At 44.9% G+C, this 15,720-nt stretch carries 13 protein-coding genes; all 13 read left to right on the top strand.

Going from position 1 to position 15,720, the window contains the following annotated elements; genetic code table 11:
* Positions 1-103: 103 nt before the first annotated feature.
* The 13 genes from CCC71_RS09435 (at position 104) to dtd (ending at position 15,711) form a co-directional block, all read left to right on the top strand.
* On the top strand, positions 104-1,633 hold the full coding sequence (locus CCC71_RS09435) for an AAA family ATPase (protein ID WP_156704640.1): 1,530 nt from the start codon (positions 104-106) through the stop codon (positions 1,631-1,633).
* Between the two features lie 22 nt (positions 1,634-1,655).
* A complete protein-coding gene (rodA, locus tag CCC71_RS09430) occupies positions 1,656-2,759 on the top strand; it encodes a rod shape-determining protein RodA (protein WP_021841678.1) in 1,104 nt (367 codons plus the stop codon).
* 150 nt (positions 2,760-2,909) lie between these two features.
* Positions 2,910-4,793 (top strand): TIGR03960 family B12-binding radical SAM protein, encoded by a 1,884-nt coding sequence (locus CCC71_RS09425; protein ID WP_296333524.1) that lies wholly within the window; start codon positions 2,910-2,912, stop codon positions 4,791-4,793.
* The gene (locus CCC71_RS09420) at positions 4,765-5,460 is read left to right on the top strand and encodes a TIGR03936 family radical SAM-associated protein (RefSeq protein ID WP_021841676.1); all 696 of its coding nucleotides are present in this window, start codon (positions 4,765-4,767) and stop codon (positions 5,458-5,460) included. The genes CCC71_RS09425 and CCC71_RS09420 overlap by 29 nt, the downstream gene beginning before the upstream one ends.
* 21 nt (positions 5,461-5,481) lie before the next feature.
* Positions 5,482-6,912: an Rne/Rng family ribonuclease gene (locus CCC71_RS09415; protein WP_296333523.1), complete on the top strand. Its 1,431-nt coding sequence runs from the start codon at positions 5,482-5,484 to the stop codon at positions 6,910-6,912.
* Between the two features lie 151 nt (positions 6,913-7,063).
* The gene (locus tag CCC71_RS09410) at positions 7,064-7,633 is read left to right on the top strand and encodes a manganese efflux pump MntP (RefSeq protein ID WP_021841674.1); all 570 of its coding nucleotides are present in this window, start codon (positions 7,064-7,066) and stop codon (positions 7,631-7,633) included.
* 254 nt (positions 7,634-7,887) lie between these two features.
* A complete protein-coding gene (gene rplU / locus CCC71_RS09405; RefSeq protein ID WP_006555125.1) occupies positions 7,888-8,199 on the top strand; it encodes a 50S ribosomal protein L21 in 312 nt (103 codons plus the stop codon).
* Positions 8,200-8,202: 3 nt separating this feature from the next.
* Positions 8,203-8,517: a ribosomal-processing cysteine protease Prp gene (locus tag CCC71_RS09400; protein ID WP_006555124.1), complete on the top strand. Its 315-nt coding sequence runs from the start codon at positions 8,203-8,205 to the stop codon at positions 8,515-8,517.
* Between the two features lie 12 nt (positions 8,518-8,529).
* The gene (gene rpmA / locus CCC71_RS09395; RefSeq protein ID WP_006555123.1) at positions 8,530-8,814 is read left to right on the top strand and encodes a 50S ribosomal protein L27; all 285 of its coding nucleotides are present in this window, start codon (positions 8,530-8,532) and stop codon (positions 8,812-8,814) included.
* A 397-nt stretch (positions 8,815-9,211) separates the two neighbouring features.
* Entirely contained in the window at positions 9,212-10,630 is a 1,419-nt protein-coding gene (gene hydG / locus CCC71_RS09390; protein WP_296333520.1) for a [FeFe] hydrogenase H-cluster radical SAM maturase HydG, read from the top strand.
* A gap of 392 nt (positions 10,631-11,022) precedes the next feature.
* Positions 11,023-13,014 carry a single-stranded-DNA-specific exonuclease RecJ gene (gene recJ / locus CCC71_RS09385; protein WP_021841671.1) on the top strand — a complete coding sequence of 664 codons (1,992 nt, stop codon included), beginning with the start codon at positions 11,023-11,025 and terminating at the stop codon, positions 13,012-13,014.
* A gap of 10 nt (positions 13,015-13,024) precedes the next feature.
* Positions 13,025-15,262, top strand: coding sequence for a RelA/SpoT family protein (locus tag CCC71_RS09380; RefSeq protein WP_156704669.1), 2,238 nt, complete (start codon positions 13,025-13,027; stop codon positions 15,260-15,262).
* Positions 15,262-15,711, top strand: coding sequence for a D-aminoacyl-tRNA deacylase (gene dtd / locus CCC71_RS09375; RefSeq protein WP_296333518.1), 450 nt, complete (start codon positions 15,262-15,264; stop codon positions 15,709-15,711). Before CCC71_RS09380 ends, dtd begins: the two co-directional genes overlap by 1 nt.
* Positions 15,712-15,720: the final 9 nt, after the last annotated feature.

Genomic DNA, 15,720 nt, shown 5'->3' with positions numbered 1-15,720 from the left:
TAGTATTTGTTATGTGTTTATTTTCTGAATTTTTTACTGCTATAGGTATGTTTGAGATTGATTGTGTAGTGGGTTATGGTAGTGAGAAAGGAAAGGAGTTGCTATGGGAAAGGTTATAGCTATTATGTCCGGTAAGGGCGGCGTTGGTAAAACTACAATGACAGCGTATATTGGTGCTGCTTTAAATCGTCGAGGTCATCGCGTGTTAATTACCGATGCCGATTTTGGGATGCGTGATTTAGACTTAGTCATTGGCAAAGAAAATGATATCTTTTTTGATGCTGTAGATATTTGGAAAGATAACTGCAATCAGGACAGTGCTATTATACCGTTAACGGACGATTTTGACTTTTTACCGGCAACTCAGACTCGCCGCTGGGAAGATGTGGGGCGCAAAGGTTATGCGAAACTTATAAAAAAACTGGCGGAAAGTTATGATTTCGTCATTATTGATGCGCCGGCCGGTATCGGTCGCGGCAATGAAGCCGTTTTCAAAGCCGCTGATCAATTATTGCTCGTAGCGGAACCTATGTGGGTATCGCTTCGTGCGGTGCAGCGCGTTATGCAGCTTTGTCACGAAGAACGTCAGTTCAACTATGCTTTAATTTTAAATAACGTAGGCCGCAGTGAAGTAGCCGTAGCCGTTGAAGAAGCTTTGGCGACGTTACAGGTAGAACAATTAGCAACCATTCTGCCTCACAGCATTAAGCTTATGAGCTGGGCACAGGATGGTACATTACATGAATTCTGTGATGATGCAGTGGATACCATGATGGTACCGCTCCTTGAATACATTGAAACATCCGAAGTTTGGCCGGAAGAAAAATTGCTGGACCGTTGGTATCAATTACAAGCGGCTGAGGAAATAGCAAAAGAAATAACGCCAACGGCCAATACGAAGGTTGAAGCAGCAGTGACTGCGGCCGTAGCCGAAGCCGCTACAGCTGAGCCTATGGTAGACAGAATTGTAGAAGGCGAACGCGTTGAAGTTGAGACTTTAGAAGTAAATCGAGACTCTGTGTCGGCCCATAGCGATGTGGCTACCCAAAATGAATTGGTTGGCAATGGCGCTAAAGTTGGTGCTGTTCCGGCTGTCAGCGATGTGGCAGATGAAGCCTCTGAGGACAGTGCGGTTGAAGCAAAATCCATGGTTGAGGCGGTTAAAACCGAGATGACCGCACCGGTAGCATCTTCGGCGAAAGTAGCTGTTGAAGCAGCCAAATCTACGGCTGAAACGGCAGCGGCTAAAGCGGAAGATATAGTTGATTCTGTAACCGACAAAGCTGAAGCAGTGACACATGCCGCATCAGACAAAGCTGAAGCAGTGGCAGATGCCGTATCAGATAAAGCTGAAGCAGTGGCAGATGCCGCAACCGACAAAGCTGAAGCGGTGGCAGAAAAAGCTGAGGACTTAGTAGAAGCTGTAACAGATAAAGTTGAAGAAGTAGTGGCAACTGTAGAAGATAAAACGGAAGAAGTAGTAGATAAAGCGAAAGAAGTTGCTGAGGAAACAGCTGCTGAAATTAAAGCAGTAACAGATGAATCGGCAGAAGAGAAAGAAGAACCGGCACAGCCTAAGAAAATGAGCTTGTTTGAAGTTTTTAAAAAGAAAATTTCAAGCCTATGGTCGTAGCCGTATGCGCTAGGAGGTATATATGTGGCATAGAATCTGGCGCGAATGGGACTGGACCGTCGTAATTTGTACGCTCCTGCTCATTAGCGTAGGTGTTGTCATCATTGGCAGTGCCACTCATGTAAATCGTGATGGTCTCGACATAAACGATTTAGTGAGTAAACAACTTATGTTTTTTGTAATTAACACAGTAGTTATTGTTATGATGCAATGGTTTGATTATCGTCGCCTTCGTTCGTGGGGACGGCCACTGTATTTTATTACCATATTACTGTTGGTAGCGGTTATGCTTATCGGTACATCCGCTTTAGGTGCGCAGCGTTGGATCCAAATCGGGCCAATCACCATTCAGCCGTCGGAATTCACGAAATTACTCATGATTATCAGTATGGCGCAAATGATGGAAAATCGAGTGAATAAACTGAACACCTTTCGCTCGCTGGTGCCGATAGTATTATATGTAGGGATTCCGACCTTATTGGTATTTAAACAGCCTGACCTTGGTACATCCTTGGTATATCTGGCCATTTTGTGCGGCATGCTCTTCGTAGCAGGCATTCGGATGCGTTTGGTACAAATCATCGTAGGTGTTGCCGTTGTTTTGGCGCCGTTAGGTTGGTTCGTTTTGCAAGAATACCAGAAACAACGTATTTTAGTATTTTTAAACCCGAATATTGATCCCTTTGGGGCCGGGTATCACATTATTCAGTCGAAAATCGCCATCGGTTCCGGTATGATTCTCGGTAAGGGCCTTTTTGAAGGTACGCAAAGTCAGTTAAACTTCTTGCCGGAAAATCATACAGACTTTATTTTCTCCGTTATCGGGGAAGAATTAGGCTTTGTAGGCTGTGTAATCGTATTATTGTTATTGTTCCTTTTAATTTATCGCAGTATTATGATTGCCCGCAGTGCCAACGATACTTTCGGTACACTCTTAGCTACCGGTATCGGCTCCATGTTGGTATTCGAAGTGCTCGTTAACGTAGGTATGACGACCGGTATTATGCCGGTTACGGGGATTCCGTTGCCGTTTATCAGTTACGGTGTCAGTGCGTTGACCACGAATATGATTAGTGTCGGTTTATTGCTTAATATTGCAATGCACCGCAAGAAGTTAATGTTCTAAATTTAATTTTAGATTGATTGAAATTACGCCCAATAAATTAATAGCAGAGGCTATAAAAATAGCCTTAGAAGAAGTTTTAAAATGTTTTAATGAAAGTGAAAGGCAACTTCAGAAAGTTGTCATTATGATAGATTTTGAATCGGAGGTCCTATGGTTCAATTAGATGCGAGCTGGTTGCAGCATGTACAAAAGCCCGCGCGATATACAGGCGGCGAATGGAATAGCGTTGTGAAAGATCACAAAGATATGGATGTTACCATGTGTTTTGGTTTTCCTGACGTATACGAAGTGGCCATGAGTCACTTAGGTATTAAGATTTTATATTCCTTGCTCAATGAATTACCCTATGTGGCGGCAGAACGCGTATGCGCGCCGTGGCATGATATGGAAGAGGAAATGCGTAAACGCAACATTCCGTTGTATTCTTTGGAAACGAAGACACCGGTTAAAGATTTTGATTTCTTAGCGTTTACCTTACAATATGAAATGAGTTATACCAACATTTTAAACATGTTGGATATGGGCGGCATTCCGTTCTACAGTAAAGACCGAGACTTGTCCTTCCCACTCATTACGGCGGGTGGTCCTTGTGCATACAATGTGGAGCCGATTGCCGATTTTGTAGATATCGTAAACCTCGGTGAGTCGGAAGAGCACATCGTTGAAATGGTGGAACTCTACCGTCAGGAAAAAGCGGCCGGCTTCCCGGGCGGCAAAGAAGGGCTTTTGCGCAAAATGGCGCAGATTCCGGGTAACTATGTGCCGTCTTTATATGAACCGCAGTATACCGAAAAAGGTGATTTCAAAGGCATGAAAGTGCTGGCCGAAGAGGCACCGGCAGTAGTGCAGAAACGTATCATCGAAGACATGGACAACTGTTTCTATCCAACTAAACCGGTTGTACCGTATATCGATGTCGTTCATGACCGTGCCGTATTGGAATTGTTCCGCGGTTGTACCCGTGGCTGTCGTTTTTGCCAGGCCGGTATGTTATATCGTCCGGTGCGTGAACGTTCACCGGAAAAACTGGTTCAATTGGCGAAAGAAATCATTGCCAATACGGGCTATAACGAATTTTCCCTTATGTCCTTGAGCTCCGCCGACTACTCCCGTTTGCCGGAACTGGTTGACATGCTCATGGAAGAATTTAAGGACAAGCAGGTCAGCGTAAGCTTGCCTTCATTGCGTATCGATGCGTTCTCAATCGATATTGCCAAAAAAGTGCAGCAAGTTCGCAAGAGTGGTTTGACGTTTGCGCCGGAAGCGGGCTCCCAGCGTATGCGTGATGTTATCAATAAAGGGGTTAGCGAAGAAGACTTAATCGCCGCTTGTACCAATGCTTTTAAATCGGGCTGGAATACGGTTAAATTGTACTTCATGATGGGCTTGCCGACCGAAACGGATGAAGACGTAGCAGGCATTGCCGATTTGGCCTATAAAGTACTTGATTTACATCGTGAAATCACGGGCAAACGAAATGGCAAGGTAACGGTCAGCGTATCCTTCTTCGTGCCGAAGAGTCATTCTCCATACCAGTGGTACGGCCAGCAGTCGGTGGAAGAAATTCATCGTAAACAGCAATATTTAAAAACGCTCATCAATAACCGCAATATTTCCTATCATTATCATGACGGGGCTACCGGTTATATGGAAGCGGTGTTTGCCCGCGGCGACCGTCGTTTGGCGAAAACATTGATTGAAGCGTGGAAATTAGGCTGTAAGTTTGACGGGTGGACTGAATTCTTCTCCATTGATAAATGGATGCAGGCGTTCAAAAATACAGGCATCGATCCTGATTACTATGCCCGTCGCGACCGCGATTTTGATGAACCGTTGCCATGGGATCATCTAGATGATACTGTTTCCAAGAAATACTTAAAACAGGAATGGGACCGTGCCGTTGAGGCAACCTTGACCCGTGACTGCCGCCGCTTACCATGTAACGGCTGTAATGTGTGTCCGGAACTTAATACGGCGATTGTAGATTATCAGGAGGGTGGACGCGTTGAAAAAGTTACGTTTGGCCTTAAGTAAGGGCGAAGAAATGCGATTTTTATCGCACCTGGATTATGCACAGGCCGTGGAACGTATGATTCGTCGTGCTTTTATTAAAATGGCCTATTCGGAAGGTTTTAACCCGCATATGAAAATAAGCTTTTCCTCCGCTTTAGCCTTGGGTATTACGGCGGAAGTGGAATATCTTGATATGGATATTCTGGAAGATGAGGCCACCGTGGAATCCATTATGGAGCGCTTAAACCGGGTAGCACCGCCGGGACTCACCGTAATGTCCGGTCGTGAAATGCCGGATAAGGTAAAAAAACTCATGGCCATTTGTAACTATGCGGTCTATGAAGTATCCGGTCCGATAACGGCCGATGTCAATTGGGATGAACTTTTAAAAGAGTTCAATGAGGCTTCGGAAATCGCTTATGAAAAGGTGACACCGAAGAAAACCCGTACTATCGATGTGAAGCATTTTGTAAAAGAACCGATTACAGCGCGCCTTGACGGTGACCGCGTGACTCTAACCATGGGCATCGGCATATATCCGGAAGGTACCATGAAACCGGGGGATGTATGGCAACTTGGCCGTGAAAAATACGGCTGGCCTGTAACCGACGGTTACTCCATTCATCGCCATGAAATCATGGTGGAACGGGATGGGGAGTTATTGTCCCCGTTAGATGTAACGGTATAAGTATAAAGAAAGGAGTTTGCCATGAAACGAATCGTAGCCAATGTGATGGCTGAAGAAATTCGTATGGTTGTGTTGGATGAGCAGAATGAGCTGGTAGATACAGCCTTTTATCGTCCCACTCGTGACGAGACCATCAACCATATCTACAAGGGCATAGTGCGCAATGTACTGCCCGGCATGTCGGCGGCGTTCGTTGATATTGGTCTTAAGCAAAATGCGTACGTTAATTTGAAACAAGGTAAGCAGACTAAGGCTATGGGCAAACTCTTTGTAGGTCAAAATATACTCGTCCAGGTTGTGAAGGAAGAAATGCTCGGCAAAGGGGCGCGCGTCAGTGCCGACGTGAGCCTGGCCGGTCGTTTTATGGTGCTTTTGCCTTATTCGGAAGGGCTCCATATTTCCAAGCGTATTACCGATGACAATTTACGCGCTCAATTGGCTGATATGGCAGCGCCGTATTTAGCGAACGGTTGCGGTTTTATTCTGCGCACTGCGGCAGCGGAAGCTACGGCGGATGAGTTAAAGGGGGATATGGAATTCCTTTGGCGTACTTGGCAGCAATTGCAAAATCGCTACAAGGTGGCCAAGGGTGGCTCTGAGCTCTATAGTGATGCGGATTTTTGGTTCCGCGTTATCCGCGAATATTTAGGCCATGATGTTAATGAAATCATCGTAGATGACGGCGGGGCTTACGAACGGTTGCAGGAATTGTTGAGTATCACTAACATGACGGAGGCCGTTTCGCTGCAGCTCCATAATTCGGCGGAACCTATTTTTAAAGAGTGGCAGGTAGAGTCACAGCTTGATATATTGTTAAATGCTACCGTGGATTTACCGTCCGGCGGTTTTTTGAAAATCGATACGACGGAAGCTTTGACGGTAATAGATGTTAATTCCGGTCATTTTACGGGTCGTTCCGGCACCGCCGGGGAAGTAGCCATGGAAGTGAATCGTGAGGCCGCCAAGATGATTGCCAGACAGTTGCGCTTGCGCGATATCGGTGGTATCATCGTGTGTGACTTTATAGATTTGCCAAAGAAAGCACAACGGGATGAATTGGTGGCCTATTTGACACAACTGGTTCGTCAGGATCGGGTAAAAACCGTGGTGTGCGGCATTACCTCTTTAGGGCTCGTAGAAATTACCCGTAAACGGGAACGACAAGGCTTGCAGAGTATTTTATTTGATACTTGTTCCCAATGTGGCGGCACCGGTCAATTATTTTCGGCGGAAACCGTGTATTTACAGATTATTCGGCGCTTACGGGAATTATATCGAGGCGGCCGTTTGAAATCTAATGTACTCATTGAAGTCAATGAGGAGGTAAAACAATACTTCACAAAATCCGTTGTGGCTGATTTGGAAGCTGAATGCAAACGGACTATTAAGGTGGAAGTGCAACCGACTATGAGCCGGGAAGCGTACTCTTTGCTCGCCTTAGGGGATGAGTAAACCATTCGCACATTAAGCTTTGTGCGTCGAATGGACCTTTGGCGCTTGACTAATCGATTGTAAAATTTTTAAGACTTAGCTTGCTAAGTCTTATTTTTTTCGATATAATAGTTAGGTTATTGATTTACCTTTTAAGTGAGGTGCATGCTGTATGTCAATGTGGGAGCTCGTGTTAGTTGCCTTAAGTTTGGCCATGGATGCGTTTGCAGTGGCCGTAGCTAAGGGCCCTTGTCTCACGAGTCGGGACGATTTAAAGAGAGTAGGAATGCCTCTTTTGTTTGGTATATTCCAAATGGCTATGCCGCTTATTGGCTGGGTTATAGGTGCTCAATTGGCGGATAAAATCAATGATTACGATCATTGGATTATTTTCGGTTTACTGGCGTATTTGGGGATTAATATGATACGCAACAGTAAAAAGGCGGCCGAAGAAGAAGCTCATATTATATGCCAACTGGTAAGCTGGCGTGAAATTGTAGTATTGGCCTTTGCTACCAGTCTTGATGCCTTAGCCATCGGTTTGACGTTTGCCTTTATGGACATCAATGTGTGGGGTGCCAGCGGTTTAATCGGCGTGGTTGCGTTCCTTATCTCCTTGGTGGGGGTATTTTTGGGGCAACAATTAAAACGATTTTTGGGCGGCCGTGAAGAAGTACTGGGTGGTGTCGTGCTCATTTTAATCGGATTAAAAATTTTGTTGCAACATTTACAGATTATCTAGGGAGAGGGCGTAATAGGTTAGCTGTAGTGCTTTAATTGAATTTGAAGAATCCCTTTTAATTTTTAAGAAGTCGATGACAAACTATGAAGATAGGTCATTGACTTTTATTGTCTAATCATGTAAAATAAATTAGTCATAGTTTGGGTACGCCCAACTATTGCAGCCGCGTGGAGAGGTGTGTAAATTTCACTCATCCCGATTCCGGCATGAGAGAATACCGTATTCAGCGAGTTCGAAAACAAGGAGGTGTCACAATGTACGCAATTATTAAAACCGGTGGTAAACAATACCGCGTTGCCGAAGGCGATGTAATTACTATCGAAAAATTGGAAGCAGCTGCTGAAGAATCCGTAACGTTTGACGAAGTGTTAACTGTAGTTAACGACGGTGACGTTAAAGTAGGCGCTCCACTTGTGGACGGTGCAAAAGTAACAGGTAAAGTACTTGAACATGGTAAAGCGAAGAAGATTTTAGTTTTCAAATACAAAGCAAAATCCAACTATCGTCGTCGCCAAGGTCATCGTCAGCCGTTCACAAAAGTTCGCATTGAATCCATTCAGGCGTAAGTCATGATTAAGATTCATATTCGTCGTAATGAGGCACAACAAATTGTTGCTTGCTCCATTAACGGACATGCCGGCTATGACGAGCATGGCTATGATATCGTATGTGCCGCCGTTTCCGTACTGTCTTGTACCGCCATTTTGGGGTTACAATCAGTAGCTGAACAGCAAGGTATTTACGAGAACAGTTCCGGTGAATGTACCATTGAATTACAAGGGGCAATCACAGAAAAGGGACAGGCTATATTGGCAACCATGGTTCTTGGCTTCCAAGAAATTGCTCGCCAATATGATGATTTTGTATCACTTAGTGAAACATAGGAGGTGAACGGAATGTTTACTTTTGATTTGCAATTATTTGCACATAAGAAAGGTGTATCCAGTACACGTAACGGTCGCGATAGCGAATCCAAACGTCTTGGCGTTAAATGTCATGATGGTTCCGTAGTAAAAAGCGGTAACATCATCGTTCGTCAACGTGGTACTCATTTCCATCCCGGCACTAATGTAGGTATTGGTAAAGACGATACTTTATTCGCATTAGTTCCTGGTAAAGTTGCTTTCGAACGTGCTGGTCGCTATAACCGTAAAGTTAGCGTATACCCAGTAGAAGCGTAAGCTGAAACGAATATACAAGAGCCCCTGATTTATATCGGGGGCTTTTTTGCATGCCATTTTAAGACAGTACAGTTCTTTTTATGCGATATAAATGTAATGTCTGAAATGCCTATTTGTATGCGCTAAATAGGCATGGTAATGAGAAAATTCGATGAGCAACTAACATCAATCAAATAATGATAAAAACGGGCTTATTAGGTGGTGTTTTTATTTTCAAAAGTGGAGAAAAGGTGTATAATATAAGACATATTCAAGAGATTCAATATAGAAGAAGTGAAGTGCATAGTAAGTATGCTTGACCTGAATAGGCAGTCGAAGTGTGGACTGTCATTGAGCTCGTACTTGGGAAAGGACGAGGGCACAGGACTTCTCTATGGTATGAGTAAAGGAGACCAGTATGTACGATGTAAAATCTTCTAAAGCAGAAGAGTTTATTAACCACGAAGAGATTCTTGATACGTTGGCCTATGCGGAAGCGAATAAAGAAAATCGTGAAATTTTGGACCAAATTTTGGCAAAAGCGGCGACCATGAATGGCTTAAATCACCGCGAAGCGGCTGTTTTATTGGAATGCCCGTTGCCTGAATATAAAGATAAATTATTTGCTTTGGCTAAAGATATTAAACGCAAAATTTACGGCGATCGCATTGTATTGTTCGCCCCTTTATACTTGTCCAACTACTGTGTAAATGGCTGCGTATATTGCCCGTATCATGCCAAAAACCGTCATATTACCCGTAAGAAGTTGACACAGGAACAGGTTCGTGAAGAAGTGTTGGCTTTGGAAGCAATGGGGCACAAACGTATCGTTATCGAATCCGGTGAAGACCCTGTAAACAATCCGTTGGAATACATTTTGGAATGTATCAAAACGATTTACAGCATTAAGAATAAAAACGGCGAAATTCGTCGTGTAAACGTAAATATTGCTGCTTGCGAAGTTGAAGATTACAAGAAACTTCACGAAGCGGGCATCGGTACTTACACTTTGTTCCAGGAAACATACAACAAAGAAAACTACGAAAACTTGCATCCCCATGGTCCTAAGAGTAACTATGCGTACCATACGGAAGCCATGGACCGTGCTATGAAAGGCGGCATTGATGACGTAGGTATCGGCGTTTTATACGGTCTTGAACATTACCGTTACGACTTCGTCGGCTTGTTGATGCATGCGGAACACTTGGAAGCCGTATTCGGCGTAGGCCCTCACACAATCAGCGTGCCGCGTATTTGCCCGGCTGATGACATCGATGTAGATGATTTCAGCAATGCTGTGCCGGATGATACGTTTGAAAAAATCGTAGCCCTTATTCGTGTATCTACACCATATACCGGTATGATTATGTCCACTCGTGAAAGTCAGCGCATGCGTGAACGCGGCTTGGCTCTCGGTATCTCGCAGATCAGCGGTGGTTCTCGTACCAGCGTAGGCGGCTACAAAGAAGAAGAATTACCGGAAGACAACTCGGCGCAGTTCGATACCAGCGACCGTCGCAGTCTCGATGAAATTGTTGACTGGTTGTTGGAACTCGGCTATGTGCCTAGTTTCTGTACTGCTTGCTATCGTGCGGGCCGTACGGGCGACCGCTTCATGGCCTTGGCGAAGAGCGGCCAGATTCATAACTGCTGTCAACCAAACGCGTTGATGACCCTCAACGAATACTTGCTTGACTATGCAACGGATGAAACGAAAGCTACCGGCGAAGCGGTTATTGAAAAACAGTTAGATCTTATCCGCAATGAAAAGGTTAAAGAAGCATCGGCCAACTACATCAAACAGATGGAACACGGCGAACGGGACTTCCGCTTCTAAGAATTACTTTCAACGCGATATAAACAATAAGAGATTCCGATTCTCCTATTAGTTGTTGAACATGTATGGCTCAGCCATCAATAATAAAAATATTTGAATAAGAATTTTGTCATTTAAAAGTTTATTTAACATGAGCTATTAACTGAAAATGATAAAGAAAGAGCGATTATATAATGATAATTGCTCTTTCTTTTTTTATAATATATAATCAAGAAAAATGAAAAAGAGGTTTAATTTAATAGGGTAATGGTGTATAATAAAATAAATTGAGAATGATAATACAGTATTTAATAGTAGGAAATCATAAATTGAGATTGATATTCGATTAAGTGATTTTATACATGCGCTAAACAGATAAATTGATGATAAGCAGATGATAAGTGAGACGACATATGAGACAGAGTAAAGCAAAACGATGGCGCATAGAGCCCGGTGATGAAACAATTGAACAAGAATTAGTGCGAGACCTTAAAGTATACCCGGTTGTAGCTAAATTATTGGTGAACCGCGGTATTACGACGGCAGAGGCGGGCCGTGATTTTTTATATGGCAATGTAGGGGATTTATTGGATCCTTACTTGTTAAAAGGCATGAAAGAAGCGGTGCCGCTTATTCAAGATGCGATTGCAACGCAGAAACGGATTGTTATTTACGGTGACTATGATGTGGATGGCATTACGGCTACCTCATTGATGTATCGTTTTTTGAAACGGTGCGGTGCCAATGTAAGTTATTACATTCCGGAGCGGCAAAGCGAAGGCTATGGCCTCAATGAGGAGGCTTTGGAGCATATCATTCAGCAGGGCACGGAGCTTGTCATTACGGTGGACTGCGGCATCAGCTCCTACGATATTGTGGAAGGTGTGCGGGACCGTTTGAACATGATTATTACGGACCATCATACGGCACCGCCCGATATACCGCGAGCGGCGGCCGTTATCAATCATAAGCAGCCCGACTGCCCGTATCCTGACAAGAACTTATCCGGCGTAGGCGTGGCGTTTAAAGTTTGCCAAGCCGTTTGGCAGGAACGAACCGGCGCAGAATATTTGGATGATATGGATATTGTGGCCTTGGGGACAGTGGCTGACGTGGTGCCGCTAGTCGGTGAAAACCGCATTATTGTTCGCGAAGGGCTTAAGAAGATGATGACCTCGCCCAATATGGGGATTGATGCCCTCGTAGCGGTAGCGGGCCTTCAAGGTCGTAAATTAACAACCGGTCACATCGGTTTTACCTTGGCACCGCGCCTCAATGCGGCAGGCCGTGTAACTCATGCGACGCGGGCGGTGGAATTATTGACCGCTGCCGATATGGCAACAGCCAATACCATTGCGGAAGAACTGCAAGAAACTAATTTGGAGCGCCAAACCATTGAGCGGGGCATTCACGAAGCGGCCCGGCAGGACGTAATCAATCAGGGGGAAGCGGCTCATAAGGTTATCGTCGTAGCCGGTGAAGGTTGGCATCCCGGCGTTATCGGTATCGTGGCGTCGCGCCTGGTGGAAGAATTTTATCGGCCATCTATGGTTATCAGTATTCATGACGGTGTGGGCAAAGGATCCTGCCGCAGTATAGATAATTGCAATATTTATGATGCTTTAAAATCGGCAGAAGATTTACTCTTGCAATTCGGCGGTCATAAACAGGCGGCCGGTTTCAGTATTGAAGCGGATAAAATCCCCGCTTTGCGGGAGCGCTTGGCCGCCTATTGCGAAGCGAATTTGACGGCGGAAGATTATGTGCCGATTATCGATATCGACTCGGAGTTGGAACCGGGTGAAGTAACGGTAGAATTGGTGGACCAGATTGAAACCTTAGAGCCCTACGGCATGGGGAACAGTACTCCGGTATTTGCCATCAATCCGATTGCCGTACAGGACGTGTACTTATTGGGGCAGCAGAAGAATCATTGTAAGATTATTTTGCAATCTCAAATAGGCCCGTTGGATGCGATTATTTGGCACGGCGCCGACTATCATCGGGAAGTATTTCCTGATGAACGGGTTAAAGTCGCGTTTTCTTTGCAAAAGAATGAGTGGCAAGGGCGCATTTCGCCACAATTGATGGTGCAGGATTTGGCGCTTTTGGATGAACAGCCCATCAAACTGACGGCAGAGGGCTTGCGCGAAATGTATGTCATCGTGCGCAGTATTTTCAGAAGTGCTACGGCGCCGCGTTATATTGTGGAATCGGAAGTATTGCACCGCCATCCGGACAATCAGACGAATAAGGAAGCTATGCTGTCCTTGGATGTTTTCAAAGAGCTTGGGATTTTGCAGGAAGAAGCCACGGATGACGGCATGGCGCTTTATCGTTGGTGCCATGTAAAAGAAAAATTAGAGTTAATTACATCACTGACATTTTTAAAATACAGTGCCTAAGGAGGTGGAAATTATGGCTGAAAATGAAGAAGGCAAGGTTATCGTCGATCAACCGGCTTTTAATAAAGAAGTGGAATTGGCACATCTGATGGAGATTGTTCACTCCTATTTGGATGATAAAGATTGTGACGACATTATGCGGGCTTTTAAAGTAGCGGATAAAGCTCACGCACCGCAAAAAAGAGCGTCCGGCGAACCGTACATCTTACATCCTTTAGCCGTAGCCACCATTTTGGCCAATTTACAAATCGATGCGACTACCGTTATTGCCGCACTGCTCCATGATGTTGTGGAGGATACGGAGTATACGTTGCCGCAGATTGAAGAGTTATTTGGGAAAGAAGTGGCTTTTTTAGTCGATGGTGTTACGAAATTAAATCAATTTCAGTATCATACCAAAGAAGATCAGCAGCTGGAGAACTATCGCAAGATGATTCTGGCTATGGCTAAGGACGTGCGCGTGGTGGTTATTAAATTAGGTGACCGCCTCCATAATATGCGTACCTTGAAGCATATGCGCAGCGATAAGCAAAAGCGCATTGCTCAGGAAACCTTGGAAATCTTTGCACCGTTGGCTCATCGGTTGGGGATTTTTAACATTAAATGGGAATTGGAAGACTTGTCCTTCCGTTATTTGGAACCGGACAAATACTACGACTTGGTAGAGCAAATGCGTGAAAAGCGCCATGTACGCGAAGAAATTGTTGACGATACCATGGAACAGCTGAAAAAGGCATTGGATGATGCTCATATTAAGGCGGATGTTAAAGGTCGACCAAAACATTTTTACAGTATTTATAAAAAAATGAAAAAGGACAATCGTGATTTGTCGCAGATTTACGACCTGTATGCAGTGCGCGTTATCGTGGATACGATTCCGGATTGTTATGCCGTACTGGGTATCGTTCATAATCTGTGGAAACCGTTGCCGTATCGTTTTAAAGATTATATTGCCATGCCGAAGTCGAATATGTATCAGTCCCTACATACCACGATCATCGGGACCATGGGGCATTCCGTAGAAATTCAGATTCGAACCTGGGAAATGCACCGCGTTTCCGAATACGGCGTAGCCGCTCATTGGCGCTACAAAGAAGGCAATAAGGGCGGCGATAAAGACTTTGACCAGAAGGTCGGTTGGCTTCGCCAAGTCCTTGAATGGCAGGATGCCAGCAATCCGAAGGAACTGGTTAATGCGTTAAAACTGGATGTGTTTTCCGGGGAAGTGTTCGTTTTCACGCCGCGCGGTGACGTATTGAAGCTCCCTAAAGGGGCAGTACCGCTTGATTTTGCGTATCGTATTCATACCGATGTAGGCCATCGTTGTGTAGGGGCTAAGGTAAACGGTAAAATCGTATCCCTTGATTACACCTTACAAAACGGCGATATCGTCGATATTATTACGTCGAAAACGGGCAAACCGAGCCTTGATTGGCTTAATATCGTAGGCTCTACGGAAAGCCGGAGTAAGATTCGCAACTGGTTTAAAAAGGAAAATAAAGAAGAAAACATCGTTAAAGGACGTGAACTTCTCGAAAAAGAAGCGAAACGACTCAATTATGATTGGAAAGAGCTCAATAAGCCGGGCCGCATGGAACAAATTGCGAAAGCTTTGAATGCAGGCAGTGAAACTGAACTCTTATCGGCTGTCGGTTACGGCGGCATTCCGGTCAATTCCGTATTGTTACGTTTTGTTGATTTATATAAACGTGATTTGGCAAAAGAAGACAATCGTCGCGATACGATGGCTCTGTTGGAAAAACTCAAAACCCACGAACCGGTGCATCGTAAGAGCAGTACGGGGATTCTTGTCAACGGCGAACCGGACGTAATGGTTCGTATGGCTCGTTGCTGTAATCCGGTACCGGGCGATGAAGTGGTAGGCTATATTACCCGCGGTCGCGGGGTATCCGTTCATCGGGCGGATTGTCCGAATATCGGTCATACGCCGGAAGACGTGGACCGCATGATTGAAGTATCGTGGGATGCAGGCACGTCGGAAAACTTCCACGTAGCCATTGAAATTACCGCCTACGATCGCGGTGGTTTACTCATGGAAATCATGGCCACGCTGTCGGAGATGAAAATTAACATTGTTAATATTAATGCCAAAGTAGACGATACGAAGAATGCGAACATCAACTTAGTTATTGAAATTCGCGACGTATCGGAACTTGATTTTGTTATGACTAAATTACGGCGTATTCGCGATGTGTATACCGTGCAACGCGCCAATGGAGGTAGTTGATGCGGGCAGTAGTGCAAAGAGTAAGCGAAGCAGCCGTAACCGTAGCCGGAGAAACAAGCGGTGCCATTCCTAAGGGACTTGTAGTCCTCTTAGGTGTGGGCAAAGGTGACACGGATGCAGATGCCGTTTATTTGGCTGACAAGATTGTTAACTTACGCATCTTTGAAGATGCCGAGGAAAAGATGAATCTGTCCGTAGCCGATGTGAATGGTGAGATTTTGGCTGTGTCGCAGTTTACACTGTACGGTGATGTGCGTAAAGGCCGTCGCCCCGGTTTTGATCAAGCGGCACCGCCGGACGAAGCGGAGCGCTTATATGAAGTATTTATCAATCGCTGTCGCGAAGCGGGCGTTAATGTTGAAACCGGTCGTTTTAGAACGCACATGATGGTGAGCCTCACTAATGATGGGCCGGTGACCATCTTGTTAGACAGTCAGAAGCTATTTTGATGCCAGTGC

Origin of the sequence: Veillonella sp. LMAG:90, from assembly GCF_008679445.1 — a bacterium.
Taxonomy (GTDB): Bacteria; Bacillota; Negativicutes; order Veillonellales; family Veillonellaceae; genus Veillonella_A.
This window is presented reverse-complemented; position numbering and strand designations above follow the sequence as displayed.